The 26,257-nt window shown below is 66.6% G+C and carries 22 protein-coding genes and 1 pseudogene; 16 read left to right on the top strand and 7 right to left on the bottom strand.

From position 1 onward, the window contains the following. Positions 1-26: 26 nt before the first annotated feature. The 4 genes from ABLE91_RS27605 to ABLE91_RS27590 are packed head-to-tail and all read right to left on the bottom strand — an operon-like array spanning position 27 to position 3,780. Complete coding sequence (locus ABLE91_RS27605; RefSeq protein ID WP_348935764.1) at positions 27-935, bottom strand: IclR family transcriptional regulator; 909 nt, start codon at positions 933-935, stop codon at positions 27-29. Between the two features lie 45 nt (positions 936-980). Continuing rightward, positions 981-2,171 carry an acyl-CoA dehydrogenase family protein gene (locus ABLE91_RS27600; protein ID WP_348935763.1) on the bottom strand — a complete coding sequence of 397 codons (1,191 nt, stop codon included), beginning with the start codon at positions 2,169-2,171 and terminating at the stop codon, positions 981-983. A gap of 35 nt (positions 2,172-2,206) precedes the next feature. Then, the gene (locus ABLE91_RS27595; RefSeq protein ID WP_348935762.1) at positions 2,207-2,986 is read right to left on the bottom strand and encodes an SDR family NAD(P)-dependent oxidoreductase; all 780 of its coding nucleotides are present in this window, start codon (positions 2,984-2,986) and stop codon (positions 2,207-2,209) included. Beyond that, positions 2,986-3,780 carry an enoyl-CoA hydratase-related protein gene (locus ABLE91_RS27590; RefSeq protein WP_348935761.1) on the bottom strand — a complete coding sequence of 265 codons (795 nt, stop codon included), beginning with the start codon at positions 3,778-3,780 and terminating at the stop codon, positions 2,986-2,988. The genes ABLE91_RS27595 and ABLE91_RS27590 overlap by 1 nt, the downstream gene beginning before the upstream one ends. A gap of 114 nt (positions 3,781-3,894) precedes the next feature. Here ABLE91_RS27590 and ABLE91_RS27585 point away from each other — a divergent pair, with 114 nt between their 5' ends. From ABLE91_RS27585 to ABLE91_RS27515, 15 genes are all read left to right on the top strand, one after another. Next, on the top strand, positions 3,895-5,112 hold the full coding sequence (locus tag ABLE91_RS27585; RefSeq protein ID WP_348935759.1) for an ABC transporter substrate-binding protein: 1,218 nt from the start codon (positions 3,895-3,897) through the stop codon (positions 5,110-5,112). A gap of 51 nt (positions 5,113-5,163) precedes the next feature. Next, positions 5,164-6,039 (top strand): branched-chain amino acid ABC transporter permease, encoded by an 876-nt coding sequence (locus ABLE91_RS27580; RefSeq protein WP_348935758.1) that lies wholly within the window; start codon positions 5,164-5,166, stop codon positions 6,037-6,039. Between the two features lie 3 nt (positions 6,040-6,042). After that, positions 6,043-7,029, top strand: coding sequence for a branched-chain amino acid ABC transporter permease (locus tag ABLE91_RS27575; RefSeq protein WP_348935757.1), 987 nt, complete (start codon positions 6,043-6,045; stop codon positions 7,027-7,029). Continuing rightward, entirely contained in the window at positions 7,026-7,772 is a 747-nt protein-coding gene (locus ABLE91_RS27570) for an ABC transporter ATP-binding protein (protein WP_348935756.1), read from the top strand. Before ABLE91_RS27575 ends, ABLE91_RS27570 begins: the two co-directional genes overlap by 4 nt. Next, the gene (locus ABLE91_RS27565; protein WP_348935755.1) at positions 7,765-8,499 is read left to right on the top strand and encodes an ABC transporter ATP-binding protein; all 735 of its coding nucleotides are present in this window, start codon (positions 7,765-7,767) and stop codon (positions 8,497-8,499) included. The genes ABLE91_RS27570 and ABLE91_RS27565 overlap by 8 nt, the downstream gene beginning before the upstream one ends. Continuing rightward, a complete protein-coding gene (locus ABLE91_RS27560; RefSeq protein WP_348935754.1) occupies positions 8,496-9,317 on the top strand; it encodes an alpha/beta fold hydrolase in 822 nt (273 codons plus the stop codon). The genes ABLE91_RS27565 and ABLE91_RS27560 overlap by 4 nt, the downstream gene beginning before the upstream one ends. Then, the gene (locus ABLE91_RS27555; protein WP_348935753.1) at positions 9,314-10,099 is read left to right on the top strand and encodes an enoyl-CoA hydratase/isomerase family protein; all 786 of its coding nucleotides are present in this window, start codon (positions 9,314-9,316) and stop codon (positions 10,097-10,099) included. Before ABLE91_RS27560 ends, ABLE91_RS27555 begins: the two co-directional genes overlap by 4 nt. A gap of 2 nt (positions 10,100-10,101) precedes the next feature. Continuing rightward, positions 10,102-11,271 carry a CaiB/BaiF CoA transferase family protein gene (locus ABLE91_RS27550; protein WP_348935752.1) on the top strand — a complete coding sequence of 390 codons (1,170 nt, stop codon included), beginning with the start codon at positions 10,102-10,104 and terminating at the stop codon, positions 11,269-11,271. A 9-nt stretch (positions 11,272-11,280) separates the two neighbouring features. After that, positions 11,281-12,462, top strand: a complete 1,182-nt coding sequence (locus tag ABLE91_RS27545) for an acyl-CoA dehydrogenase family protein (RefSeq protein ID WP_348935751.1) — start codon at positions 11,281-11,283, stop codon at positions 12,460-12,462. Further along, positions 12,459-14,567 carry an acetate--CoA ligase family protein gene (locus ABLE91_RS27540; protein WP_348935750.1) on the top strand — a complete coding sequence of 703 codons (2,109 nt, stop codon included), beginning with the start codon at positions 12,459-12,461 and terminating at the stop codon, positions 14,565-14,567. Before ABLE91_RS27545 ends, ABLE91_RS27540 begins: the two co-directional genes overlap by 4 nt. After that, on the top strand, positions 14,557-15,927 hold the full coding sequence (locus ABLE91_RS27535) for an MmgE/PrpD family protein (protein ID WP_348935749.1): 1,371 nt from the start codon (positions 14,557-14,559) through the stop codon (positions 15,925-15,927). The genes ABLE91_RS27540 and ABLE91_RS27535 overlap by 11 nt, the downstream gene beginning before the upstream one ends. A 35-nt stretch (positions 15,928-15,962) precedes the next feature. Beyond that, positions 15,963-17,090: an NADH:flavin oxidoreductase/NADH oxidase gene (locus ABLE91_RS27530; RefSeq protein ID WP_348935748.1), complete on the top strand. Its 1,128-nt coding sequence runs from the start codon at positions 15,963-15,965 to the stop codon at positions 17,088-17,090. A gap of 10 nt (positions 17,091-17,100) precedes the next feature. Continuing rightward, a complete protein-coding gene (locus ABLE91_RS27525; protein WP_348935747.1) occupies positions 17,101-18,492 on the top strand; it encodes an MmgE/PrpD family protein in 1,392 nt (463 codons plus the stop codon). Next, positions 18,489-20,495, top strand: a complete 2,007-nt coding sequence (locus tag ABLE91_RS27520; RefSeq protein ID WP_348935746.1) for a CaiB/BaiF CoA-transferase family protein — start codon at positions 18,489-18,491, stop codon at positions 20,493-20,495. The genes ABLE91_RS27525 and ABLE91_RS27520 overlap by 4 nt, the downstream gene beginning before the upstream one ends. Before the next feature lie 330 nt (positions 20,496-20,825). Then, positions 20,826-22,361: an LVIVD repeat-containing protein gene (locus ABLE91_RS27515; RefSeq protein WP_348935745.1), complete on the top strand. Its 1,536-nt coding sequence runs from the start codon at positions 20,826-20,828 to the stop codon at positions 22,359-22,361. Between the two features lie 63 nt (positions 22,362-22,424). Here ABLE91_RS27515 and ABLE91_RS27510 read toward each other — a convergent pair whose 3' ends face one another. Together ABLE91_RS27510 and ABLE91_RS27505 are read right to left on the bottom strand one after the other, a co-directional pair. Continuing rightward, positions 22,425-24,008 (bottom strand): Na+/H+ antiporter, encoded by a 1,584-nt coding sequence (locus tag ABLE91_RS27510; RefSeq protein WP_348935744.1) that lies wholly within the window; start codon positions 24,006-24,008, stop codon positions 22,425-22,427. Positions 24,009-25,204: 1,196 nt separating this feature from the next. After that, positions 25,205-25,534, bottom strand: a complete 330-nt coding sequence (locus ABLE91_RS27505; protein ID WP_348935743.1) for a hypothetical protein — start codon at positions 25,532-25,534, stop codon at positions 25,205-25,207. Between ABLE91_RS27505 and ABLE91_RS27500 the strand changes: the two genes are divergently transcribed. Further along, positions 25,533-26,171, top strand: a complete 639-nt coding sequence (locus ABLE91_RS27500) for an ATP-binding protein (RefSeq protein ID WP_348935742.1) — start codon at positions 25,533-25,535, stop codon at positions 26,169-26,171. The two genes, ABLE91_RS27505 and ABLE91_RS27500, sit on opposite strands and share 2 nt — an antisense overlap. Here ABLE91_RS27500 and ABLE91_RS27495 read toward each other — a convergent pair. Further along, positions 26,163-26,257 (bottom strand): annotated as a pseudogene (locus ABLE91_RS27495) (IS3 family transposase); the annotation flags it as partial. The gene ABLE91_RS27500 and the pseudogene ABLE91_RS27495 overlap by 9 nt on opposite strands.

The following is a 26,257-nucleotide window of genomic DNA, read 5'->3' as shown; positions in this document are numbered from 1 at the left end:
TGGCTGCACACAGGGAGCGTGGCCGCCTACGCACCACTTTTGGCGAGGGCCTTTCGGGGCTTCCCGCCGGCGGCCTTGGCGCCGCCCTGCACAACCGGTTTTACAGCCGGGGCGTCGGATGCCGGGCGGGTGCCCTTCCGGGCGGGCCGCGGGGGCGGCTCGTCCAAGCCGGCGAACAGATCCGGTGCGGATGGCGCCTTGCTGGTCCGTGATGTCCCCATCATCTCCGAGATCGAAGCGCCGGCATCGACCATGATCTTCTTGAACTCCTTCAGCCGAGAATCCATGCGGATGCTCGGGCCGGTCACGGAGATGGAGTAGTGCACCTCGTCATTGATATCGAAGATCGGCACGGAAATGGCCGTGACGCCCGGAATGCGTTGGCCCGAAGTGCAGGCGTAGCCCTGCTTCCGGATCTCGGCGAGCGCGGCCTTCAGTGCTGGGACATCGACCTTGTCGGCCCCCGGCGTGGCGGCGATGATGGCGTCGATCTCCGCATCGCCGGCATAGGCCAGGAGCAGGCGCGCCGTGGCGCCGTAAAGCAGGCTCACATGCTCGCCGGGCCGCACGATGGTCATCAGCGGGGAGGGGGTGTCCACCACGTCGATGCAGATCCGCTCGATGCCGGAGCGGATGTTCAGCGTGATGGTCTCTCCGGTCTTCCGGCACACCTCGGCCATGGTCGGGCGCGCCGCCTCGCGAATGCCCAGCGTGCTTTTCACGAGGCCCGCGAGACGCAGGATCTTCAATGAAAGGCAGTAGCGCTGGTTCTCGAGGCGTACCAGGAACCCGCCATTCTGAAGCGTGTTGACGAGCCGGAACGTCGTCGCCTTCGGCATGGCGATACGCTCGCCGATCTCCTGGAGAGACAGGCTCTGGTGATGGGTATCGAAGGCATCGAAGATGGCGAGAGCCCGTTCAACCGCTCGGATCATGACATCACCTTCGCCACAGCGCTTTCATTAAGCACGCATCACCAGTCATTCCGCCGCCTGGCGCGCCGGCTGGCGCGTCTCCGGGCGCAGGGCGTTCAGTCCCGTCAGCTCCCGTCCGAGGATAAGGGTCAGGATTTCGTTGGTTCCGTCGGGGATCGGCAGCATGCGCACATCCCGATAGAGCCGCTCCAACCCTGTCTCCTCCGCAATTCCCATGGCGCCGTGCACCTGCATCGCCAGGGAGATCGCATCCGCGCACGCTGTCGTCGCATACCTCTTGGCCATGGCCGAGGTCCCGTCCGCGCGCGCGCCATCATCGATTAACGACAAGGCGTGATAGCAGAGGAGGCGACTGGTTGTCACCGCGGTTGCAATGTCCGCCAACCGGCCCTGCACAAGCTGTTTCTGGCCGATCGCCTCGCCGAACTGGCGGCGCACGCCGGCATATTTCACGGCGATATCCAGGGCGCACTGGGCCATGTGGACGGCGGAGAGGCCGAGTAAGGGCCGGTTGCCGACCCAGGTGCTCTGGAGGATCCGTGCAGCATCGCCGCCCGTGCCCAGCACATTCTCCTTCGGTACCCGGCAATCGTCGAGGACGATCTCGGAGAGATGGCCCTGCCGGAAGCCAAGCACAGGGATTTCGCGGGCCTGATAGGGCGACTTGCTCCGCTCCAGCAGCACGCGCTGCATCACCGCCGCGCCGTGCTCGGCCCGGCCGGTGGCGCACGTGGCGATCATCACGTCGCTGATGGTTCCGTTGGTGATCCACATCTTGGAGCCGGTAACGCTGCATTCCTCGCCAAGGTCCGTGAGGCGCGTGGCGATGCCGCGCGGATCAGATCCGGTATTGGGCTCGGTTGATCCCGTGCAGCAGATCTTGCGGCCGGCGATAAGGTCGGGAAGCAGGTTCCTCGCATGCTCGGCCCCTCCCTCCGCGTGGATGCGCGCGATGGTGCATTCGTGGGAAATGAGCGAGATGGCGATGACGGGCGGCAATTGCTCGAAGGCGATGCCGTAATCGAGCATCCGCATCTCCCCGCCGCCCACGGAGGCCGGCAGGCGCGGCGCGGTGAGGCCTATGTGGGCGAGCGCGGCATAGATCTCCAGCATCACCGCCTTGGGCAGCGGCCGGTCGGGATCGTTTGCCATCAGGCGCGGCTCGATCTCCGTGCGAACCATGCGGCGCACCGCCTCGCGCAGGAGCTCCTGTTCTTCGCTGAGCTTGAAGTCCATGTCAGTCGATCCCGAAACGTTGTCTCATTCGCCCCTCAGGGCATCACGAACCCGCCATTGACGCTGAGCACCTGGCCGGTGACCCAGGACGCCTCGTCGCTGCACAGGAAGGCGATGGCGGCAGCGATGTCCTCGGGTTCGCCGATGCGGCCCGTCGGATAGAGCTTCAGCACGCTCTGGACGCGCCGGGCATACTTCTCCTCGCCCATCTGTGCCCGCATGCTCTCCTCCCGGTTGATCCGCAGCGGCGTGTTTGTGGCGCCGGGCGAGACCACGTTGAGGGTGACCCCGCTGCGCCCCACCTCCTGCGCCACCGACTTCATCAGGGCGATCACGCCAGCCTTGGCGGCGGCATAATAGGACAGGCGCGCCTGCCCGATGCGCGCGGAATCGGAGGCAAGGCACACCACCCGCCCGTAGCCGCGATCGACCATGCCCGGCAGCACGGTGCGCAGGCCGAGCATGGGCCCGTGCAGGCACACGCTCATCATGCGCTCCCAGTCGGCCGGGCTCGATTCCAGGAACAGCTTGTCGTCGAGCACCGCCGCGCTGTTGACGAAGATGTCGACGGGGCCGAGCTCGCTTTCGGCGTGCGCCACCATGGCCTGCACATCGTCCTCGCGGGTAATGTTGCAGGCGATGCCGATGGCGCCCGGCAGGGTGGTCGCCGCCTCGGCGGCCGCCGCGCCGTCGATGTCCGCAAGCGCCAGCCTTCCGCCTTCGGACGCGATGCGCTGGGCGGCCGCAAAGCCGATGCCCCGCGCGCCGCCGGTGACCAGCGCGACGCGGCCCTCGAAACGTCCCCGAACGCTCATCAGACCGGCCTCCGGAAGCGCCGGAAATCCGGCTTACGCTTTTCCAGGAAGGCGTTGATGCCTTCCATATTCTCCTCGTTGCCATAGATCGAGGCGAGCAGTTCCGCGCTGGGGAAGAAGGCGGAATAGAAGTCGCGGTCGGAGCCGGAATTGAGCGCTATCTTGGCGATCCGAATGCTTTGCGGGCTCTTGTCGAGGATGTCCGAGCACAGGGCGTCCACCGTGGCGTCGAGCTCCTCCGCGGGCACCACCTGGTTGATGAGGCCCATGTCGAGCGCCTCGGCGGCGCTGTAGAGGCGGCAGGTAAACACCATCTCGCGCGCCTTGCGCTCGCCCACAAAGCGGGTGAGGAGCTGGCACGCGCCCCAGATCGGAATGGAGCCGACGCGCGGGCCGGTCTGGCCGAACTTCGCGTCCGTGCTCGCCACCGTCATGTCGCAGAACAGATTGATCTCGTTCCCGCCGCCGACGCAGAAGCCGCGCACCTTGGCGATCACCGGCTTGTCCATCATGCGCATCACGCTGGAGAGGTTGAACAGGCGGCGCATGTGCTTGCGGCCCACGGGCGGCACGCGTTTCGACTGGTCACGGATATCGCCGCCGGAGCAGAACGCCTTGTCGCCCGCGCCGGAGAGCACGACGACGCCCACTTCCGGGTCGTCGGCAGCCCGCGCCATGGCGTCGGTCAGCTCCTCGTAGGTCCTCGGCCGCACCGCGTTCCGCACGTCCTCGCGGTTGATCGTGATGCGGGCGATCCCGCCCTCCGCCTCGTAGAGAACGTCCTCGTAGGGCATCTGCGTCTCCCTGTTTCCTTCGGCCCGGATTCCACTAGACGGATCAGGTTCCAAACTGATATATCCGTCGTAATGCCGACGATCAACTCAAGATCGGCCCTTAGGGAGAAAAGCATGCATCGACTTTCCTCACTCGGAATCCTGTCGTGCCTAGCCTTCGCGGGTGCGCTCGCCACGGCGCCTGCCTTCGCGCAGGAGAGCATCAAGATCGGCGTTCCCATGGAGCTGAGCGGCCGGTTCGTCGCCTACGGCGCTTCCGGACGGCGCGGTGTCGAGCTCGCGGCCGAGGTGTATGGCGGCAAGGTTGCCGGCAAGAAGATCGATCTGCTGGTCCGGGATATCCAGTCGGAATCCCAGGCGACCATCTCGGTGTTCAACGAACTGATCAGTAAAGAGAAGGTCAACTACATCATCGGGCCGATCGGCAGCCCCACGGTGGCGGCCGCGATCCCGGCTTGGCGCCAGGGCAAGCCCATCTGGCTCGTGCCCGGCTCCTCGAGCACCAAGCTCGAGGAGGAGATCGGCCAGGAACCGGAATTCTTCCACACCTTCCCGTATGCCTATAACTACCACGAGAGCGTGGCCGCAGCGCTCAAGAGCCAGCTGCCGCCCGGCCAGAAGGTGGCCATCGTCTATACCGATGACAATTACGGCCGCACCCACCAGCCCTACGCCAAGAAATACCTTACCGACGCCGGCTTCGAGATCGTCGCCGAGGAGATCGTGCGGACCAACGCGGCGGACATGAATCCGCTGCTCACCAAGATTGCCCGCCTGAAGCCGGATGTGCTGCTCGGCTTGGTCCAGACCACGGACGCGGTCACGCTCGCCAAGCAGATCTACACCCGCAAGCTGCCCGTGCCGTATCTGGTGGGCACCGCCGCGACCCAGCTCGATGAATGGCAGAAGGCGGTGGGCCCGGCGCAGGAAGGCTGGGTCGGCGTGACCACCTATCTCCCCGGTCTGCACCGCCCCGGCAATACGGAATATCCCAAGCTGTTCCCGCCGAGCGACGAATGGGAGGCCGCGTTCGTGAAGAAGTACGGCCAGCAGCCGGACTTCGAGGATGCCGGCTGCTACGTGACCGCCATGCTGCTGTTCCTCGCCATCGACAAGGCAGGCGGCGACGACAAGGACAAGGTCGCGGCCGAGCTGCGCAAGATGGATATTCCGAACACGCTCCTCGGCACCGCCAAATTCGTCGCCACGCCGAGCGGCACCAAGCAGCAGGCCTTCACCAACATGGTCGTGTTCCAGCGCCACGACGGCAAGGACCTGATGCTGTACCCGCCGGGTCCCGAGACCGGCAAGATCCACGCCGTGAAGTACTGAGGCCAGCCTCCGGCTCGGGCGATGCCCGAGCCGCTTCGGGATGAGATCCACATGGACTTTCTGCCCCAACTGATCGTGGACGCGCTGCTTTTGGGCGGCATCTACACCCTGATGGTGATCGGCCTCGCCCTGAGCTTCGGGGTGACGCGGGTGATCAACTTCGCCCACGGCGAGGGTGTCATGCTCGGAGCCTACGGCGCCTACACCGTGTTCGTGCTCTCCGGCATCGACCCTCTGGTCGCCATGCCGTTCCTCATGGTCGCCGGCTGCCTGCTCGGGATGGGCCTGTTCCGCATTTCCATCGCGCGCGTCCTCAAGGAGCCGCACGTCAACCAGATCCTCCTCACCTTCGGCATCGGCCTCGTGCTCCAGAACGCCGCCCTCATCGCCTGGAAGGCCGACGAGCGCTCGGTGGTGCCCCCCTATGCCTATTCCTCGTTCGAGCTCGGCGAGGTGATCGTGCCGGGTGGGCGGCTGATCGGCTTCGGCGTGGCGCTCACGCTCGTGCTGATCCTGTTCGTCTGGCTGAAGCGCACGGAGTTCGGCCGCGCCACCCGCGCGCTCGCCGAGCAGCGCGAGGCAGCGGTGCTGATGGGCATCAACGTGTCCCAGATGTACGCGCTCGCCTTTGGCCTCAGTGTGTCGCTCGGCGTCGCCACCGGCGTCATCATGAGCTTCCTCGGATCGATCTCGCCCTTCATGGGCTTCCACATCCTAGTGAAGGGCTTCGCCATCATCGTGCTGGGCGGTCTGGGCAGCATCGTCGGCGCGGTCATCGGCGCGTTCCTCCTCGCCTTCGCCGAGACTGCCGTCAGCTATTACGTGCCGAACGGCACGGGCTGGGCCGAGGCGGTGGCATTCGCAACTCTCTTCCTCGTCCTGGTGCTGCGCCCGCGCGGCATCATCGGACAAGCGGTGGCGGACTGAACCATGACGCGCCACGCACACATCACCATCGGCCTTGGCCTCCTCTCAGCCGCCCTGCTGATCGCCTCCACCTTCTGGGATGCGCCGCAGATCAACAACTGGCTGTTCCGCATCTCGATGCTCATCATGCTGGCGACGAGCTGGAACCTCATGGCGAATGCGGGGCTGGTCTCGCTCGGCCATTCCGCCTTCTGGGGCGTGGGCAGCTATACCGCGATCCTGGCCGCCAATGCCTTGAGCGGCTCGGTGTTCACCACGGTCGCCGTCTCCCTCGTCGTGGGCGCGGCCATGGGGGCGCTCCTGGCCTTGGTCACGGGCTCGCTGAAGGGCATCTTCTTCGCCATCTGCACCCTTGCCCTGTCCGAGGGGCTACGCATTTCCGCGCTCATGGTGCCGGAGGTGACGGGTGGGGCGGTCGGGCTGTTCCTGAAGCAGGAATTGCGGCCCAGCCAGCACGCGCTCTACCTTTTCGGCGCACTGGCGGCGGTGGCGAGCGTCGGGGTGGCGATCCTGATCTCGTGCTCGAAGCTCCAGTTCGCCTCGCGCGCAATGCGCGACAACGAGGCGGCGGCGCAGATGCTCGGCATCGCCCCGCGCCGCCAGCGCCTGATCATCGTCGCCATCTCCGGCGCCATGGCGTCCGCCGCGGGCGCCATCAATGCCTGGTACGGCGGTTATCTCGATCCGGAGGTGGCCTTCACGCTGCACAACACCATCCTCGCGCAGATCGCCCCCATCCTCGGCGGCATCCATACGCTGGCGGGCCCGGTGATCGGCTCGGTCGCCATCATCGCGCTCTCGGAGGCGACGCGCATCTGGTTCGGCAGCATGGAGGGCATCAGCCAGCTCACCTTCGGCCTGGTGCTGATCGTCTGCATCCTGTTCCTGCCCAAGGGCATCGAGGGGCTGATACGCGGCCGCGACGGGCGGCCCAAGCCGGAGCCCACCCCGGCCCTGCCGGTCAGCTCCATGAAGGAGGCAAAGCCGTGAGCGCCCTTCTCTCGGTGAATGGCCTGCATGCGGGCTACGGCGAATCCGCCGTCCTCCAGGGGCTCGATTTCGAGCTGCACAGAGGCGAGGTGATCTGCCTGCTCGGCGCCAACGGCGCGGGAAAGACCACCACCATGGGCGTCCTGTCGGGCCTCGTGGAAGCGAGTGCCGGGCGGGTCCGCTACGACGGCATGGACCTGCTCGCCATGCCCTCCCACGAGCGGGTGAAGGCGGGCATCGCGCTCTCGCCCGAGGGCCGCAAGGTGTTTCCCAACCTGACGGTCGAGGAGAACCTCATTCTCGGCTCCTTCAACGTGAATGCCCGCGCCGGGCGGAAGGGGAAGCTGGAGGAGGTCTACACCCTGTTCCCGCGCCTCGCCGAGCGGCGCGTCCAGAGCTCGGGCCTCATGTCAGGCGGCGAGCAGCAGATGCTGGCGCTCGGCCGGGCACTCATGTCCAATCCCCGCCTGCTGCTGCTGGACGAGCCCTCGCTCGGGCTCGCACCGAAGATCGTGCAGATGGTGTTCGAGGCGATCCGTACCATCGCCGCCACCAGCATCAGCATTCTTCTCGTGGAGCAGAACACCCACGCCGCGCTCAGCGTCGCGACGCGCGGCTACGTGATGGCGGCGGGCCGAATCGTCCATGCCGGCGACACCACGGAGTTGCGCCAGTCGGCGGAGGTCCGCGACGCGTTCATCGGCGGCAAGTCCGCCCGCGCCGCGGAGGCGAACCATGCTTGAGGTCCGCAATCTCTCGAAATCCTTCGGCGGCCTGAAGGCAGTCGGGGACCTCTCCATGAGCGTGGCGCAGGGCGAGTTCGTCGGTGTGATCGGCCCCAACGGCGCCGGCAAGACGACGGTGATGAACCTCGTCACCGGCTACATGCGGCCCAGTTCCGGCGACGTGCTGTTCGAGGGCAAGTCCCTCGTCGGGCTTGCCCCCTACAAGATCTCCCACCGGGGCGTGGGGCGCACCTTCCAGGTGGTGCGGCCATTCTCCGAGATGTCGGTCGAGGACAACGTGATGACCGGGGCGCTGTTCTCCGGTTCGCGCACCAACAACCTGTCCAAGGCCCGCAAGGCGGCGCAGTTGCCGATGGAGCTGACCGGCCTCACCCACAAGCGCAACATGCATGCCGGTGCGCTGACGCTGGGCGAGAAGAAGAAGCTCGAACTCGCCCGCGCCCTGGCGACGGAGCCGCGCCTGCTGCTTCTCGACGAGGTGATGGGCGGGGTCACGCGCGGGGAGGTCGACGACCTCATGGTGGTGCTTCAGCGCATCCACGCCTCGGGCGTGACCATCGTGATGATCGAGCATCTGGTGGAGGTCATCATGGCGCTCTCGAAGCGCGTCGTGGTGCTGAATTTCGGCCAGAAGCTGTTCGAGGGCACGCCCGCGGACGTGGTGCAGCATCCCGCGGTGATCGAATCCTATCTTGGCCGGTCGCTGGAGGCTGACGCCGCATGAACGCGCCGTTGCGCACTCCCTCCAGCCCGGCGCCGGTCATCGTCGGCGCGCTCGCCGTGCGCCGCTTCGGGGCTGGCGCGCCGCTGGTGCTCGTGCATGGCGGCGTCGGCTCATGGACCCATTGGCTCGCCAACATCGATGGCCTGTCCCGGGCCTTCGCGCTCACCGTCGTGGACCTTCCAGGCTATGGCGATGCCCCGGCTCCACCCGCCAGGGAGCCCGAAGCCTATCTCGACGGCGTCGCCGCCGACCTGTTGCGCGTCATGGAGGGGGAGGGCAGCTTCGGACTCGTCGGCTTCAGCTACGGCGCGGTGATCTCCGCCGCCGTCGCGCGGCGCATCGGTGACCGCGTGAACGCCATGTCGCTGCTCGGGCCGGGCGGCTTTGGCGTGCCGGTGGGGCGGAAGGTGGAACTGGTCCCGGTGCCGTCTGCTGCCGAGGATCCGGATGGGCACCGCGCGGCGGTCGCCCACAATCTCGGCCAGTTCATGCTCTCGCGCACGCCGGCGCCGGCCGATCCCGTGGTGGATCTCCAGAGCGCCAACATCGCTCGCCTGCGGTTCGACAGCCGCAAGATCAGCCTACAGGACCGGATCGTCGGCGACCTGTCCGGGCTCTTCAGCCCGCTCCAGGTCATCTGGGGGGCGCAGGACCATCTTCCGGTCCCCTCGATAGAGGCGCGGGCCGAGCGCATCGTGCAGGCGCGGCCGGACGCGGAAATCCACGTCGTGCCGGATGCCGGGCACTGGGTGCAGTACGAGGCGCCCGAGGCCATCGACGCGCTGCTGACAGACTTTCACAACCGGGTGACGAGATGAGTGACTACGAGACCATCCGCGTCGAGCGCCAGGGGCCGGCGTTGGTGCTGCACCTCAACCGGCCGGAGCGCCGCAACGCCGTCAGCCTGAAGATGATGGCGGAGATCATCGCTGCCGTTACCGCCGCCGAGGACGATGCGGAAAGCCGCGTCATCATCCTCTATGGCGGGCGGGAATATTTCTCGGCCGGCGCGGACCTGACGGAAGCGGTGAAGGTGAAGACCGCCACCGACGGCACCCGCTATTTCAACCAGTGGCATGCCCTCAATTCCGCCCTGGAGAATTCCTCCAAACCCGTGATTGCCGCCATCGAGGGCTTCTGCATGACGGGCGGGCTGGAGCTTGCACTCGCGGCGGACCTGCGGGTCGCGGGCGAAGGCTCCACCTTCGCCATCACCAGCGCCCGCATTGGGACGGTGGCCGGTGCCGGCGGCACGCAGCGCCTGCCGCGGATCGTGGGCATGGCGAACGCCTTCGAGATGCTGTTCGCCGCCGAGCCCATCAGCGCTGCCGAAGCGCTGCGCATGGGGCTGATCAATCGCATGACACAACCGGGAGGCGCGCTGGACGCGGCCAGGGAGATGGCTGCCCTCTACGCCACCCGCGCACCGCTCAGCCTTGCCTTCGTGAAGCGCGCCGTGCATCGCGGCATGCAGATGGACCTCGCCTCGGCCATCGAGTTCGAGACCTTCCTCGTCACCACTGTCTACGGCACGCGCGACAAGCAGGAGGGCATCACGGCCTTCCTGGAGAAGCGCCGCCCGAACTTCGTGGGGTCGTGACGATGGGGTCCGAAAAGCTGCCGCTGGCCGGCATCAAGGTGGCTGATTTCAGCCGCCTCCTGCCCGGTCCCTGGTGCACCCAGATGCTGGGCGACCTCGGAGCCGAGGTGATCAAGGTGGAGCGTCCGGATGGCGATCCGAGCCGCCACAACGCACCGCTTTACAACAGAGAAAGCGTCTATTTCTGCTCCGTAAATGGCGGCAAGCAATCGCTCGCCCTCGATCTGTCGAAGCCGGATCACCGCACGGAGGCACACCGGCTGATCGCCGACGCCGATGTGCTTGTGGAGAGCTTCGGCCGGGGCGGCGCGGAGAAGCTGGACGTGCACTGGGATCGCGCGAAGGCGCTCAATCCTCGCCTGATCTATTGCAGCATCACGGGCTTCGGCCAAAGCGGCACGCTGGCGCCCATCGCCGGCCACGACCTTGCCATTCAGGCCGCCACGGGCCTGCTTTCGCTCTCCGACGCGCCGGCGCCGGCCTTCCAGGCGGGCGACTATGCCGCCGCCACCATGGCGGTCATCGGCATTCTCGGCGCGCTGCGCAACCGGGACCGGGACGGCGCCGGCGCCTATCTCGACGTCGCCATGTTCGATGCCATGTTCGGCATGGGGAATATCGGCCTCGCCAGCGCGCTGGGGCGCCTCGCGGGGGGAACCGGCACGCCGGCCATGGAAGTGTGGGGCGGCAACCCGCGCTACACCACCTATCCGACGCGGGACGGCAAGCGGGTCGCTGTGTGCCTGCTGGAGGCAAAGATCTGGCGGCGCTTCTGCGAGGCCATCGGCCGGACCGATCTCGCGTTCGCCGACGAGGACCCCGCCGCCCGTCTGTCGAGCCACGGCCCTCGCGCTGAGCTGTTCCGCGCCGTCCTCTCGGAATACTGCCTCGCCCACGACCGGGACGAGATCGGCGCCCGCATGATCGCGCTGTCGCTGCCGGTCATGCCGGTGCTGACGCCAGACGAGGCGGTGGCCAGCGACCACGTGCGCAGCCGGGGCCTCTTGGAGCAGGTGGACCATCCCACGGAAGGGCGCACCTTCGTGCTGCGCAACGGCCTCATGGAAGCGGGCATCACCCGCAGAAGCCGAGGGCCCGCGCCGACCATCGGCAATGCGCATTTCCCGGACGACGCGCAGCCTTCGCGCCGCACAGTCTCCAAGGCGGGCTAGGGGATTTCCATGGATTTCAACCTCACCGAAGAACAATCCCTGTTCCGCGACAGCGTCCGCGCCTTCGCCGAGCGGCATCTCGCCGCCGGAGCGCTGGAACGCGCGCACAGCGACGACTATCCCTGGGATGTGGCGAAGATGATGGCCGAGCAGGGCCTGCTCGGCATCACCACGAGCGAGGAGAACGGCGGCATCGGCGGGACGCTCATGGATGCCGTAATCGCCATCCAGGAGGTCGCACGATCCTGCCCGCGCTCGGCCGACGTGGTGCAGGCGGGGAATTTCGGCGCCATACGGGTGCTGATGCAATACGGCACGCCGGAGCAGAAGGAGCGCTACCTGAAGCCGCTGCTCGAAGGGCGCGGCCTGATTTCGGTGGCCATGACCGAGCCTAATGCCGGCTCCGCCGTTACCGAGCTGACCACCTCCGTAAAGCCGGACGGCGCGGGCTTCCGGCTCAACGGCAGCAAGGTCTTCACCACCCACGGCACCCACGCCACGGTGTTCCTGGTCTATGTCCGCTTCGGGCCGGGCGTCGGCAATATCGGCTCGGTTCTGGTGGAGCGGGGCACCGAGGGCTTCACCTTCGGCGGCCAGGTGCGCTTCCTCTCCCGCGAGGAGTGGAACCCGCTGTTCTTCGACAATGTCTACATCCCTCCGGAGAACGTGCTGCTGGGGCCGGGTGGCTTCAAGAAGCAGATGTCCGGCTTCAACGTGGAGCGGATCGGCAATTCCTCCCGCGCCCTCGCGCTCGGCCGCTATGCCTACGAGACCGCCCGCGAGCACGTCCTCACCCGGCGCCAGTTCGGCCGTCCGCTCGCCGACTTCCAGGGCATGCAGTGGAAGTTCTCCGAGATGAAGATCCAGCTCGATGCCGCGCAATTGCTGCTCTACCGCGCGGCGGCGAGCGCGGACCGGGGGTTTCCCTCGGCCGAGGAGACCGCGATCGCCAAGGTCGCCTGCAACCGCGCCGGCTTCAACGTGGCGAACGAAGCCATGCAGGCCATGGGCGGGGCCGGCTACAGTCAGGATTCCCTGGTGGAATACTGCTTCCGCCGCACCCGCGGCTGGATGATCGCCGGCGGCACCATCGAGATCCTGCTCAACCGCATCGCCGAGCACGTGTTCGACCAGAGCTTCCCGCAGCGGCTGAAAACCGCCGAAGCGCCGGTCTCCAAGGAGGCCGTATGAGCCTGCAAGCGCCCATCGCCGACGCCCTGTTCCGGCCCCGCAGCATCGCCCTCGTCGGCGCCTCCGGGGACCAGAACAAGCACGCCTCGCTGCCGCACCAGTATCTGCGCCGGCACGGCTATGGCGGCGACATCTTCCCCATCAACGCGAACCGCGATTCCGTTTTCGGCGAGCGGGCGTTCAAGAACATCTTCCAGGTCGGCCGGCCGGTGGACCATGCTTTCATCATGCTGCCCACGGACGCGGTGTTCGAAGCGGTGTCGGACTGCTGCAAGGCGGGGGTGCGCTGTGCCACCATCCTCTCGAATGGCTTCGCCGAGAGCGGGGAGAGCGGGCGCCGGCGCCAGCACGAGCTGGTGGACATGGCGCGGGATGGCGGGCTGCGCCTGCTCGGCCCCAACTCGCTCGGCATCATTAACCTGCCGGACCGCGTCGCGCTGTCCGCCAACGAGATCCTGTCGCTGCCGGAGCTGCGGCCCGGCCGCACGAGCCTGATCTCGCAGAGCGGCAGCCTGATCGGCGCGGTGCTCTCACGCGGACAAGCGCGGGGCCTGGGCTTCGCCAAGATGATCTCGGTGGGCAACGAGGCCGATCTCGGCGTCGCCGAGATGGGCGACATGCTGGTGGACGACCCCGGCACCGACGCCATCCTTCTGTTCCTCGAAACCGTGCGCAACGCGGATGGTCTCGCCACCATGGCCCGTCGCGCGTTCACCGCAGGCAAGCCGGTGATCGCGTTCCGGGTGGGCCGCTCGGAGGTGGGTGAGCAGCTCGCAGCGTCCCACACCGGCGCCCTGGTGGGGAGCGGCGCCGCCATGGATGCCTTCCTGCGCGATATCGGCATCGTGCGGGTGGAGACAATCGACGCCTTCCTCGAAGTGGCCCCGTTGGTGAAGGGGCATCGCCCCGCCGGTGGTCGGCGCGTCTCGGTGGTCAGCACCACCGGCGGCGGCGGCACGCTGGTCATCGACGCCGTCTCCCACCACGACATCACCATCGTGCCGCCTTCGGAGGCGGTGGTGGAGCGGCTGGCCGGGCAGGGCATCGCCATCTCGCGCACGCCGCTCATCGACCTCACCCTCGCCGGCACCAACCCACGCACCTATGGTGCCGTGCTGCGCGAGCTGATGGCCTCGCCGGACTGCGACCTCGTGGTGTCGGTGGTCGGCTCGTCCTCGCAGTTCCGGCCGGACCGCGCGGTGCTGCCGATCACGGCTGCCACGCAGGAAAACGCCGACAAGCCCGTGGCGGTGTTTCTCACGCCCCATGCGGAGACCTCGCTAAGCCTTCTCGCTGAGGCGCACGTTGCGGCGTTCCGTACGCCGGAATCCTGCGCCGACGCCCTGCGGGCCTTTTTCGACTGGAAGGCGCCGCGCGATATGGCGGGGCAAGACATGCCCCATGCCGCGGCCGCCGAATTGCGCGGGGTGCCCGGCGACACGCTCGATGCCGTTGCGGCCGGACGGGTGTTCGCGCAACTCGGCGTTCCGGTGGCGGGCGAGGAGGTGCTTCCCGCCGACATCGCCGCCATCGACGCGCTCGCGCTCGATGCCCTCGCTTATCCTGTGGTCGCCAAGATCCTGTCGCCGGATATCGCCCACAAGACCGAAGCGGGCGGCGTGGTGGTGGGCTGCGAGGATCCCCAGGCGCTGAAGGCGGCCTGCCGACGCATCCTGGAGAGCGTCACCCGCGCGTCGCCCGGGGCCCGGCTCTCCGGCATCCAGGTGCAGCCCCTGCTGCACGGCATCGGCGAGGCCCTGCTCGGCTTCCGCCGCGATCCCTCGGTGGGCGCGGTGGTGACGCTCGGCGCCGGCGGCGTGCTCACGGAAATCTATCGCGACATCAGCGTGCGCGTGGCGCCGGTGGACGAGGCCGCCGCGCGCGAGATGATCGCGGAAGTGCGCGGCTTTGCGCCCCTGCGCGGCTATCGCGGCCTGCCGAAGGGCGATCTCGGCGCGCTGGCGCAGGCGGTCGCGGCGTTCTCGCGCCTCGCATTGCTGGATGTCGCCGAGGCCGAGATCAACCCCGTCCTTATCCGCCCGGAGGGGCAGGGCGTCGTGGCGCTCGACGCATTGCTGGTCAAAGGAGAAACCCATGCGGGCTGAAGCTCCCGTGCGTGGCCCCACCGCGCGTCTCGCCGATTTCTGTGCCCATCTGCGGTTCGATGCCCTCGATGAGGCCGCGCGCCACGCGGTGCGCCGGCACTTGCTCGACACGCTCGGCGCGGCCATTGCCGGCACGCGGGGCTTGCCGGCGCGGATCGCGGCCCGCACGCTGGCCGAACAGGAGACCGGCGGCGAGATTCCGGTGCCCGGCATCGAGGGGCGCTGGTCGCGCCTCACCGCAGCCTATCTCATGGGCGCCAGCGCCCACGGCCTGGAGCTGGATGACGGCTTCCGCGCCGGCTCGGTGCATCCCGGCGCGCCAGTGATCCCTGCGGTGCTCGCTGCCGCGTGGGGCAACAACGTGGACGGCACACGGATTGCTGCCGCCATCGCCGCCGGCTACGAGGTGGTGACGCGGGTCGCCGCCACCGCCCATCCCGCCTCGCGCAAGCGCGGCTTCCACAATACGCCGATTACCGGCGTCCTCGGTGCCGCGGTCGCCTCCGCCTCGATCCTCGGCCTCGACGGGGCGCAGACCGCGCAGGCGCTCGGCATCGCGGCGAGTTCCGCGGCCGGCCTGTTCGCCTTCCTGCACGGCGGCGGCGAGATCAAGCGGCTGCATCCCGGCTTCGCCGCCCGCGAGGGCCTGTTCGCGGCGCTGCTGGCGCGCAACGGCATGACCGGCCCCGCCGGGGTGCTGGAGATCGAGGACGGGTTCCTGCAAGCCTATAGCGGCGCGGTGGATCCGGAGAAGCTGACGGAAGGATTGGGCGAGGGCTTCAACGTCGCGCGCTGCTACATCAAGCCTTATGCCTGCTGCCGGCACCTCCATCCCGGCATGGATGCGGTGATCGCAGTGGCCCGCGAGGAAGGCGTCCGGCCGGAGGACATCGCCGCCATCGAGGTCGGCACCTATGGCATCGCCGCAGGCCACGCACATGGCGGGTGGGAGGACATGCCCTCAGCCCAGATGAACTACCGCTTCTGCATCGCGCTCGCCGCCGGCGAGGGGCGTGCCGGCATCGCCGAGTTCGACGACGCCTACCTCTCGAGCCCCGCTCTGGGGGACCTCGCCGAACGCGTGACAGTCAGCGTCGACGCGGCCTGCGAGGCGGAATACCCGCGCCTGCGCTCGGCAAACGTCACCGTCGTCACCAAGGCCGGCGCGCGCCACCATCGCTATATCGACGAACCGCTCGGCTCGGCCCGCCACCCGCTCAGCGACGACGCGCTGGTGGAGAAGTTCCGTGCGCTCGCGGAGCCGGTCCTCGGTGCCGCCGAAGCCGAGCGGCTGCGCGCGGCGATCTGGTCGCTCGATACGCTTTCCAACGCCGACATCTTGCTGAAGGCCTCCGTCTGAGAGGTCACGGCCGCACTCCGAAGCAGGAGCAGGAAATGCCCAAGACGACGCTTTTCTCCCCCATCAGCTTGCGTTCGGTGACGTTCCACAACCGCATCGTCGTCTCGCCCATGGGCCAGTATTCCGCCGATGAGAACGGCTTTGCTACCCGCTGGCACACCATGCACCTCGGCCACCTTTCCTTGTCCGGGGCGGGCCTGGTTTTCACCGAGGCGACCGCCGTCGAACCGCGGGGCCGGGTCAGCGGACGCTGCCTCGGCATCTGGTCCGACGACCATGTGGCGGGCCTGGAGGAGATGGTCTCGTTCTGTCACCGAAATGGCGGCGCGAAGCTCGGCATGCAGCTCGCCCATTCCGGCCGGAAGGGATCGGTGACGGTGCCGTGGGAGAAGCAGCTTGGCATGCAGGACGGGGAGGGGGGCTGGCTCATGGCGAGCCCCTCCGACGTCGCCTATCCCGGCCGCCCGGTGCCGCAGGCGCTGGATGACGAGGGCCTTGCCGAGGTGCGCGATGCGTTCGTCGCCGCCGCGCGGCGGGCCGATGCGGCGGGCTTCGAGGTGATCGAGATCCACAACGCCCACGGCTACCTGCTGCACTCCTTCCTCTCGCCGTTCGCCAATGCCCGCACCGACCAATACGGCGGCAGTCTGGAAAACCGCATGCGCTTCCCGCTGGAGGTGTTCGACGCCGTGCGCGCGGCGTGGCCGGATCACAAACCGCTCGGCGTGCGCGTGTCCGCCACCGATTGGGACGAGGGCGGCTGGACTCCCCAGGAAACGGTTATCTTCGCCAAGGCGCTCAAGGCGCGCGGCTGCGACTATATCTGCGCCTCCAGCGGCGGCGCCTCGGCGACGCAGAAGATCCCGGTCGGCCCCGGCTACCAAGTGCCGTTCGCCGAACAGATACGCCGCGAGGCAGGCCTCCCCACCATGGCGGTGGGCCTCATCACCCAGCCGCAGCAGGCCGAGGACATCCTCAAGAATGGCCAGGCGGACTTCGTCGCCCTGGGCCGGGGCATGCTCTACAACCCGCGCTGGCCCTGGCATGCGGCGGCCCATTTCGGCGAGGAGGTGTATTTCCCGCCTCAGTACGAACGCGCGCATCCGTCCATGCGGGCGGGGGACTTCCTCAAGCCCTTCCGCGAGCGCCAGGCGGCGGAATGAGGAGCCGGCCATGACCCAGGATCGCACCATGCAGGACACGGATTTCACCCACGCCCTCGCGGCCGAGCTGGTCGCGCTGACGCCGGCCGATCTGTCCGCGTCCGACATCGCCCAGCTCGAACTGCTGGTGCTCGATTATTGCGGCGTCGCCTATGGCGGGGCCGCGCGGCCCTGGATCGCGGCCCTGCACGGCTGGGCCGAGCGCTATCGTGGCACCGGGCCGGCCCGCATCATCGCCGGCGATATCACGGCAACCTCCGAGGTCGCCGCCTTCGTGAACGGGGCCGCCGGCCATTCCTTCGAGCTGGACGACACCCACGACCCCTCCATGAGCCATCCCGGCGCGGTGGTGATCCCCTCGGCTCTGGCGGTGGCGTCGGAAACCGGCGCGTCGGGTGCGCAGGTGCTGGCCGCCATCGCCGCCGGCTACGAGGCCATGGCGCGCATCGGGATCGCCGCGCGCGCCGAGCGGGTGATCGCGGCCGGCTATCATCCCACCGCCGTGCTCGGCGTGTTCGGCGCCGCCGTCACCGCCGGCAAGCTGCTGGGTTTCACGCCGGAGCAGGTGGCGGGTGCCTGGGGGCATTGCCTGTCGCTTTCGGCGGGCTCCATGCAGTTCTCGCAGGAGACCTCCGGCGCCGAGGTGAAGCGCCTGCATGCCGGCTATGCCGCCCGCAACGGACTGCTCGCGGCGCAGATGATCGGAGCCGGTATTTCCGCCCCGCTCCGCAGCCTCGATGGCAAGTACGGCTTCCTCACCCTCTATGGTCACGATCCCATGCCGTGGGAGCTGGTGCGCATGGGCGCGCGCGGCCTGTCCATCCACGACATCTCCATCAAGCCCTATGCCTGCTGCCGCCTGCTGCATTCCATGATCGATGGGTTGCGCACGGCCACTGACGGGTTCGCAGTCCAGAATGCCGACATCACTGGCATCCTGGTGCGCGGGCCGCAGAAGCTGGCCGAGCAGCATGTGGTGACGCGCCCGCGCACCCCGATGGCGGCCCAATACAGCCTGCCCTTCACGGTAGGCGCGGCCATGGCCTTCGGTCCCGACCGCTTCGACGCGTTCGAGCCGCAGAATCTGGAGGATCCAGGCATCCTCGCCTGGGCCGACCGTGTCCGGGTCGAGACCGACGCGGACCTTGAAGCGTCCTATCCCAGTCATTTCGGCACCGAGGTTGAAATCACCTTCGCCGATGGCAGCACGCGGTCCGAGCGCATCCTCGACAGCATCGGCACGCCGGAGAACCCCATGACGGCCGAAGCTCTGCGCTTCAAGGCGAAAGCCCTCGTTGGCGAGCGCCTTGGCGAGACCGCGTTCGACCGCATGGTCGACGAGGTATACGCCCTTGCCCGCGCCGACAGCGTCGAGGCGCTCCAGCGGGCCTGCGCGAGATGACGCTGACGACGCCCTTCTCCGATCTGGTCGTGCTGGAATGGGGGCGGCGGGATGCGGTCCGCGCCTGTGGCAGCCTTCTGGCACAGGTGGGCGCGCGGGTGATCGTGGCGGGACGCATGGATCCCGAGGACCCGTTCGCCCGCTTCAAGGCCTTCGTCGGCGACACGCCCGAGGCCAGGGCGGCCGCGCTTGCAGACGCGAACATCATCCTGTTCTCCTCTGACCGCCGTGATGAAGCCCGCTTGCCGGAGCTTCGGCCCGACGTGATCGCCTGCGACATCACCGTCTCCGGCGATCCAGCGCATGGTGCGTGGAGCGAGGCGCTGCTCCAGGCCGCGACCGGCATCGCGGACATCACCGGCACGAAGGACAGCCCGCCGACCATTTGCGAAGCCCCGGTCATCGAGCTTCAAACCGGCATCTTCGCGGCGGCAGGCATCCTCGCCGCATGGCGTCAGCGGGCCGAAACGGGAATGGGGCAGGCCGTCGGGCTCTCGGCGCTGGATTGCGGCCTGAACGGTCTGTCTTCTTTCCTGCCGCTGGTGTTCGCCGGAAAATCCCCGAAGCGCTCGGGGAACCGGCATCCCATGGCGGTCCCGTGGAACAGCTATCGGGCGCGCGACGGCTGGATCCTTCTATGCTCCGCCACCGATGAGCACTGGGTGCGGCTGTGCGCACTCATGGGCCGGGAGGAACTAGGTCGGGGCGCCTTCGAGAAGCTCGCGGACCGCGTCGCACAGTGCGATGCCGTGGACGCCGAGGTCGAGGCCTGGACCCGCACGCTGAGCGTCCGGGACTGCATCGCGGCGCTGGGCGGCGCGGGCCTTGCGGCTGGTCCCATCCTCACCCTCGACGGGCTCAAGGAGGACGCCAACCTCGCGCATCGCGGATCCATTTCCGGCGGCGACCGGCCGCTGCCCCTGTCGTTCGCGAAGACCGCCTTTCCACCGGACCGGCCGGAAAGCGCGCCGGCCCCCCGCAGCTCGACAGATGGGCGTCCGGGCTTGCCGCTCGCTGGCATGCTGGTGATCGAGATCGGCCAGTACACCACGGCGCCGCTCGCGGCGAAGCAACTCGCGCTGCTGGGCGCAGAGGTCATCAAGATTGAGCCGCCCGGTGGTGAGGCCTCGCGCGCCTGGCCCCCGCACCAGGACGGGCAGGGCTATTTCTTCACCATGAACAACGCCAACAAGCGCAGCTGCTTGCTGGACCTGCGAACAGACCAGGGCCGCGACGCGTTCGGCCGCCTGGTCGCGCGGGCGGACGTGCTGCTGGAAAATCTCAAGCCGGGCTCGCTGGCGCGCCTCGGCTTCGACGAACAGACACTCCAGACGCTCAATCCCCGTCTCGTCTATTGCGCCATATCTGGTTTCGGCCAGTCGTCCGCCTATCCGGGCCGCCCCGCCTTCGACACGGTGGTCCAGGCCATGTCCGGCCTGATGGACGTGACCTGGGCCAAAGACGTGCCGGTGAAGCTCGGCATATCCGCCGCCGACGTGACCGGTGGCATCGCCGGCCTGTTCGCGGTTCTCGCCGGGCTGGAGCAACGCCGGCGCACGGGATCCGGGATGGCGATCGACCTCGCCATGCAGGACATCGCCGTATGGCTCACGCAGACCGCCTGGAACGGCGCGCCGCGCCCGGCTTATTCCATGCTGGAATGCGCGGACGGCTTCGTGGTCGCCGACCGGCCGGCCACCGCGCTCGGCGCGTTGGACGCGCGCGCAAAAGGCTTGTCCCGCGATGCCGTGATTGCGGCGCTGGACGCGCAAGGTATTTCAGCCGCCGCCGTGCGCACGCTCGCCGAGATCGCCGCCGATCCCGGCGTCGTCGGCGATGGTGCGGTCGCCATGTTCACGGGGCCGGACGGGCGCACATGGCCGCTGTTCCGGTCGCCCTATCGCTTCTCGGCCATGCCGTCGGTCCCGCTGGCACCGATCGGCCCGCTCGGGGAGGCGAACCCCTATATCGAGGCCCTCTGCCGTGAGCCGGCCATTCCCTAGGTCGATCTGTCGGGCGCGCGATTCCACTCCTGATCCCGATCTCGGATGTGCTCAACGAGACGCCGTCAATCTAGGCCAGAACTGATCCGTTCCGCTGCGGGCGAGAGCACGGCCAAAGGCGATCTGCGATAGCTCCAGACGTCAGGTCGGCTGCCCAAAAATCAAGCGACTTGATCAAAGATCAAGCGGCTTGAACGAGCGAGAAAACCTGCTAGCGTCTCAAGACGTGCGCCGAGTAAACATCTGTTTTCCCCACAGCTTTCTCACCCATCGCAGCCCTGGCGACAGCTTTAGCGTCGCATTGGCTCGATCGCCTCGAAGGGATCCGCAATGGCACAGAATGACGATCGCACAACCGCTTCGAAATCTGCCGCCGATGCTGAGAGGGTCGTCGGTGTCATGGAGGGGGGCGGTACGGTGCCTTTTCGACTGCCGGCCGGCGCTTTGAATTATCTCGACCGCAATCAGTACATCTCCAACATGGAGATCATCTCCTATTTCCCGTCGATCAAGTTTTCGATCTTCGGGGATGAGCATTCCTGCATGTGGGCGAAGGGCGCGCGCCGCCTGATCGCCATGCAGGGCGGCTGGGTGGACATCACGGAGCCTAAGAATGCGACGGTGATCAGTGAAAGCGGCCTCGCCACGTTCCAAAGCTGCGTCTACAACAATAAACTCAAGAAGTGGATCCGCGTCGTTTCCCATCAGATGCCGCTGACGCCGGGGACGCAGGAATATCCGCGCGGCAAGTATCACGCGGACTATGCGAAGAAGTCGATCGAGGATTCCGGCTTCCGCGGCATCAAGACCTACGATGTGACAAATCCCGAAAAGCCCGAACTGCTCAACGAATTCGAGACCGGCAGGACCGGCCATGGCGTCCACTTGCCGTTCTATGACGGTGGCCAATACGCCTATCTGGCGTGCGGCTGGGACGACCAGCTGCGCATGGAAAGCACGGAGCGCGTCTACAGCAACGCCTTGATGATCGTCGACATGTCCGACCCCGCGAAGGTGAAGGAAGTGTCGAGATGGTGGGTTCCCGGCCAGAGGCTCGACGAGGAAGACCTTTATCGCACGACGTATCCGTTCGCCGGCGATCAATCCTCATGGACCTGCAACCGGACGCCTTGCATCGTCCCAGTCAGGGTCGAAGACGGTGGCACTGTGGGGTATGGCGGCTGGGGACATTTCGGGATGTATGTCCACGACTTGTCTGACATTCGTAACCCTAAGATCTATGGCAAGGTGACCCACCCGCTCGAGGCCATCGGCGGCATTCCCTATCATCATGTCGTGCCTGTGAATGCCGATCCGGTGCGCTATCCGCAGCTTCAGAATCTCGTCATCGGAATTCCTGAATCCCTTGAAGCCGACTGCCGCGAGCCGTTCCACACGAGCTACGTCATCGACGTGAAGGATCCGGCCAAACCGCGGATCATCGGACTGTTTCCGCGCCCGATGCCGCATCCCGATGCGCCTTATAAGGATTTTGCGATGGCGCGCGGGCGCTTCAGCTCCCGCGTGATGCAGCACTGGATTGCGCCTGGAAAAGCGCGCCCGGACGTTGTCGCCCTGTCGTATCTCAATGCAGGGCTCCGCCTCTTCGACATTTCGGACCCGACGGAGCCGAAGGAGGTTGCCTACTTCGTTCCCCCACGGGACGGCGATATCGGCGACTATATGAGCTGGCGCCGCGGCACGACGGAAGCGGTCTTCATCGAATGGGACCGGAACCTGATCTGGGTGTCCACGCATGCGGGCCTTTACTGCCTGTCGGCTCCGTTCCTCGGCCCGCCGGTGCTTGAGCCGATGGCCGTTGTACAGTGGTCGGTCCCGCATGTGAACGTCGGCTGGGACGGATGAAGTGAGGACGGGGTTGTGCGCTTCCCGCGTCCCATACATTGATCCAACCGGCCGCGGTGGATTTCACGTCTTTGCAGACAGCGCGCCGAGCTCCTCAAGATCGAGGTCCCGCTCGAGTTCCTGAAGCGTCTCCTCGTCGATCTCGCCGCTGCGGTGGAGCCGCAGCAGTTCGGCCCGCCCGGCGGCGACCGCTTCCAGCACGAGATCGAAATGCGCATGAAGTGTCGGCCCATAGTCGACCTCACGTCCGGCATAGTCCGCCATGTGGGCCGCCTTTCGCTGGTAGCGTTCGAGCAGTATGGGGTGGATCAGCTTGCCGTCCGCATCATGGGCGCGCGTCTCGACCAGCGTCGCCTGCGCGCGCGCCATCGCCGCCTCGGCCTGGCCCATGGTGAGGCGGGCCCGGTCGGTGGCAGGCTCCTTCAGATCCGCCCATCGGATGAGGCTGCCGAGCGTCGTTCCTTGAATAAGGACCGTGCCGAGGATCACCGCAAAGGCCGTCACGAGCATGAAGTCCCGGCCGGGAAAATCCTCCGGCACGCTGAGCGCCACGGCGAGCGTCACCACACCGCGCATGCCTGCCCAAGAGAGCACCGTGGCACAGCGCGGGCCGAGCGGCGTGCAGCGGCGAACGCCAATGGCGCGGGCCATGGCGATGATCGCATCTGAGCCGAAAACCCAGACAAAGCGCGCGGCTGTCAGGGCGAGGAGGATGACGAGGATCGGCACGGCCATCTCGGCGAGCACCACGTTGAAGCCGCCGACCCGCTCGATCACGCCCCGCAGCGAGAGGCCGATCAGCATGAAGACGAGCGCCTCCATCAGGAAGACCATCACCGTCCAGAAGGACGTGCCCCGCATCCTGACCGAGGCCGGGAAGAGCACGTGCTGGTACCATCCACAGACGAGCCCGGTCACCACGGTGGCGATGACGCCCGAGACATGGATGCTCTCCGCGAGGAGATAGGCCGCCCAGGGCGAGAGCACCGAGGCTGCGATGATCAGATAGTCGTCGCCGAGCCGCCGGACGAGCACGACCCAGATCGCGCTCACAATGACGCCAATAAAAGCGCCGCCGATGGCGAGGACGAAGAAGCTCTGCAGCGCCTCGGTTGCGCTGAATGCGCCCGTCACGCCTGCGGCGATCGCGAAGCGGAACAGCACCAGGCCGGTCGCATCGTTGAGCAGGCTCTCGCCCTCGAGCAGGATCGAAAGCCGCCGCGGCAGCTTGAGCTGGCTTAGCACGGCCCGCGCCGAGACGGCATCGGGCGGCGAGACGATGGCGCCCAGCGCAGCGCAGGCCGCCCAGGGCAAAGACGGCATCAGCGCATGGGTGACCACGGCGACGACGATCGTCGTGAACAGCACGGCGCCGACCGCGAGCGCCGTAATGCCGATCATGTGCCGGCGCAACGGACCAAGTGCGATGAACCAGGCTCCGTCCATCAGGAGCGGCGGCAGGAAGATGACAAGCACCAATTCGGGATCGAGCGTGATGGTGGGGATGCCCGGCAGGAATGCGAGGACCGTTCCACCCGCCAGCAGCGCCACGGCGGGCGGCAGCTTCAGACGTGCCGCGAGGTAGTGGAGCGCGATGGTTGCGATCAGCACCGCAATCATCAGCTCGAACACATGGATCGACTGCATCTCCCCCTCCGATGCTCGGGTGGCATTCCGCACATTGCCGATGGCGCGTTGCCCGGAAGGGCGGTCTCTCGTCGTTTAGGCGTGCTCAGGTCGGCAGGATACACCGACGGACACGACGACAGCCACACGGGGTATCAGCTCAGAATGGCGGCTGTGGCCTTCGCTCCGAGCTTCGGCCTCCAAGGCAGCCCGCGTCGCTTTGGAGTTCGCGGGCGCAGGTCTGTAGAGTTAACCGCTTCGTGGCGCGGTTTGGCTACAGATTTTGTTCGCGAACCACGGCCGGCTTCAGGCATTGGTGTCCAAACATGCGGCCCTGTCTCCGACAGTCCGGTTTGATATTGTCCCTGACGACGGCGCCGGCGAATATGACCTCGCGCAGATGGTCTTTGGACCTCGACCCCAGAAACCAAAGTATTGAGTTATCAATTCCCTCGCTTCGCTGGGGGTAGTCCCGCCAACCGAGATGTTCGCGTGTCATGGAGCAATCGAGACGAAGCGAAACTCCTCTCGGCGGGTGGCCCGTCGCTGAAACAGCGACAGCTGGCGGAGGAGCTTCGGTGCCCGATCGGGATGTGCTGAAAGCACCGTCGCAGGTTCGATGCCCTCCACCTTCAAAAAACGGGTTTCTGCCTCAAGAGCGCCAGCGCGTTGTAACTAGGCGCCTCTAGGCGCACGCGTGAGTATGCATGTCGACGGGTGGATCTATCACAAGTTTCAGGCAAGGCTCATGTGAATTAATGCGCGTTGCGCACACTTTCACCAAAGCGGGCACATGGATATTCCCGCATTGAGCTCAGGTGTTTCGTGATGAAGATATTTAATGCTCGCGTATCAAAATATCATCAATTTACTCACGAGCGTATATATGGTGAATACAAAGAAGATATTAAAGAAATGCTTTGCGACTTGAAAGGCATATATTTCATAACGCAAACGAAAAATGTATATTCGACATCAGAAAATTTCGGGTCGCAGATAATTTTGAAATCAAAGGAGATGCAATTATAAACGGGACCAGAGAGGCCGTAGTTATCAATATAGCAGAATATTGGTATAATAATCCCAAACTAAATAGCCGCTTCAACGACAAGCGCGAGATGTGCAAAGACTTAATGCGTAATTCGTCAGTCTCGTCGTTTCGCACTTTGGGGGGTGACGGTAAATATAAGAAGCTAACATCTATCAATCGTTCTGCATCAACTGATACGTGGCTCGGGCGCCGGGACAAGGCGCTGGAAGCGCGGGAGGCGGCCCGAAGCGCGGATCGTGATCTTCGGGCTGTGCAGACGGATGCCGCAGCAGCGCAGGACCGCATCCGCATCGCGCTCGACCGGGCGGGCGTACCCCATGAGGCAGTCGGAGGCTTCGATGCCCTTCTCGCGACCGCGCAGGCGGCGCTTGACCGCGAGGCCGAGTTCCAGCGCCTTCGGGCGGAGCTGAGAGAGAGAGGGAGCGCGACGTCTCGGCGCGCGAGGGCGCGGCAAGGCAGCCGCTGACGAGGTCGAGCAGGAGATTCTCGATGCCATGCGGGCCTCCAGCCTCGCCGATGCCGAGGCTGCGCTCGATGGGCTGGACAGGGCGGCTCTCGATGCCGAGCTGATCGAGCTGAAAGCCCGGTTCGAGGATCAGGACCAGCGGTGCCAGGAGCTTTTCGCCGCCCGCTCGGCGGCGGCCGACAAGGTCGAGGCGATCGGCGGCGACGCGAAGGTCGCTGAGATCGAAGAGCGCCGGCGAACGACCCTGCTGGAGATCGAGGACGGCGCGGTGCGCTATCTTCAGTTGCGCGCCGGCATCGCCGCGACGGAGCGCGCACTCGCCAGTTATCGCGAGCATCACCGCAGCTCGATGATGCAGCGTGCGTCCGCAGCCTTCAGCACCATCAGCCGCGGTGCTTATAGGGGCCTTGCCGCTCAACCTGGAAAGGATGGCGAGACGCTCATCGCACTCTCCTCGACCGGCGGGTCAAAGGCTGCCGATGAACTCTCGAAAGGAACACGCTTCCAACTCTACCTGGCCCTCAGGGTGGCGGGCTATCAGGAGTTCGTGCGGAGCCGCAGCACGGTGCCGTTCGTTGCGGACGACATCATGGAGACCTTCGATGATTTCCGGGCAGAGGAGGCATTTTGGCCTGCCGCCGGTTTTGTGGACACCAGGTTAAGCTAATTTAGCTCGCTCCTCGAACTCGATCGGGCTCAGATAGCCTAGCGTCGAGTGCCTGCGTCGGCGATTGTAGAAGCGCTCGATGTAGT

Origin of the sequence: Aquabacter albus (genome assembly GCF_040049275.1) — a bacterium.
GTDB lineage: Bacteria > Pseudomonadota > Alphaproteobacteria > Rhizobiales > Xanthobacteraceae > Aquabacter.
Note: the sequence above shows the minus strand (reverse complement) of the source record. Positions and strands in the feature narration are given on the sequence as shown.

What these genes read in the sequence shown, in the direction of transcription:
- ABLE91_RS27585 (WP_348935759.1), top strand. Translation starts at nt 3,895, where the DNA reads ATGCATCGACTTTCCTCACTCGGAATCCTGTCGTGCCTAGCCTTCGCG.
- ABLE91_RS27515 (WP_348935745.1), top strand. Translation starts at nt 20,826, where the DNA reads ATGGCACAGAATGACGATCGCACAACCGCTTCGAAATCTGCCGCCGAT.
- ABLE91_RS27510 (WP_348935744.1), bottom strand. Translation starts at nt 24,008, where the DNA reads ATGCAGTCGATCCATGTGTTCGAGCTGATGATTGCGGTGCTGATCGCA.
- ABLE91_RS27520 (WP_348935746.1), top strand. Translation starts at nt 18,489, where the DNA reads ATGACGCTGACGACGCCCTTCTCCGATCTGGTCGTGCTGGAATGGGGG.
- ABLE91_RS27600 (WP_348935763.1), bottom strand. Translation starts at nt 2,171, where the DNA reads ATGGACTTCAAGCTCAGCGAAGAACAGGAGCTCCTGCGCGAGGCGGTG.
- ABLE91_RS27550 (WP_348935752.1), top strand. Translation starts at nt 10,102, where the DNA reads ATGGGGTCCGAAAAGCTGCCGCTGGCCGGCATCAAGGTGGCTGATTTC.
- ABLE91_RS27540 (WP_348935750.1), top strand. Translation starts at nt 12,459, where the DNA reads ATGAGCCTGCAAGCGCCCATCGCCGACGCCCTGTTCCGGCCCCGCAGC.
- ABLE91_RS27535 (WP_348935749.1), top strand. Translation starts at nt 14,557, where the DNA reads ATGCGGGCTGAAGCTCCCGTGCGTGGCCCCACCGCGCGTCTCGCCGAT.
- ABLE91_RS27595 (WP_348935762.1), bottom strand. Translation starts at nt 2,986, where the DNA reads ATGAGCGTTCGGGGACGTTTCGAGGGCCGCGTCGCGCTGGTCACCGGC.
- ABLE91_RS27545 (WP_348935751.1), top strand. Translation starts at nt 11,281, where the DNA reads ATGGATTTCAACCTCACCGAAGAACAATCCCTGTTCCGCGACAGCGTC.
- ABLE91_RS27575 (WP_348935757.1), top strand. Translation starts at nt 6,043, where the DNA reads ATGACGCGCCACGCACACATCACCATCGGCCTTGGCCTCCTCTCAGCC.
- ABLE91_RS27530 (WP_348935748.1), top strand. Translation starts at nt 15,963, where the DNA reads ATGCCCAAGACGACGCTTTTCTCCCCCATCAGCTTGCGTTCGGTGACG.
- ABLE91_RS27590 (WP_348935761.1), bottom strand. Translation starts at nt 3,780, where the DNA reads ATGCCCTACGAGGACGTTCTCTACGAGGCGGAGGGCGGGATCGCCCGC.
- ABLE91_RS27565 (WP_348935755.1), top strand. Translation starts at nt 7,765, where the DNA reads ATGCTTGAGGTCCGCAATCTCTCGAAATCCTTCGGCGGCCTGAAGGCA.
- ABLE91_RS27580 (WP_348935758.1), top strand. Translation starts at nt 5,164, where the DNA reads ATGGACTTTCTGCCCCAACTGATCGTGGACGCGCTGCTTTTGGGCGGC.
- ABLE91_RS27500 (WP_348935742.1), top strand. Translation starts at nt 25,533, where the DNA reads ATGCGGGCCTCCAGCCTCGCCGATGCCGAGGCTGCGCTCGATGGGCTG.
- ABLE91_RS27560 (WP_348935754.1), top strand. Translation starts at nt 8,496, where the DNA reads ATGAACGCGCCGTTGCGCACTCCCTCCAGCCCGGCGCCGGTCATCGTC.
- ABLE91_RS27605 (WP_348935764.1), bottom strand. Translation starts at nt 935, where the DNA reads ATGATCCGAGCGGTTGAACGGGCTCTCGCCATCTTCGATGCCTTCGAT.
- ABLE91_RS27505 (WP_348935743.1), bottom strand. Translation starts at nt 25,534, where the DNA reads ATGGCATCGAGAATCTCCTGCTCGACCTCGTCAGCGGCTGCCTTGCCG.
- ABLE91_RS27555 (WP_348935753.1), top strand. Translation starts at nt 9,314, where the DNA reads ATGAGTGACTACGAGACCATCCGCGTCGAGCGCCAGGGGCCGGCGTTG.
- ABLE91_RS27525 (WP_348935747.1), top strand. Translation starts at nt 17,101, where the DNA reads ATGACCCAGGATCGCACCATGCAGGACACGGATTTCACCCACGCCCTC.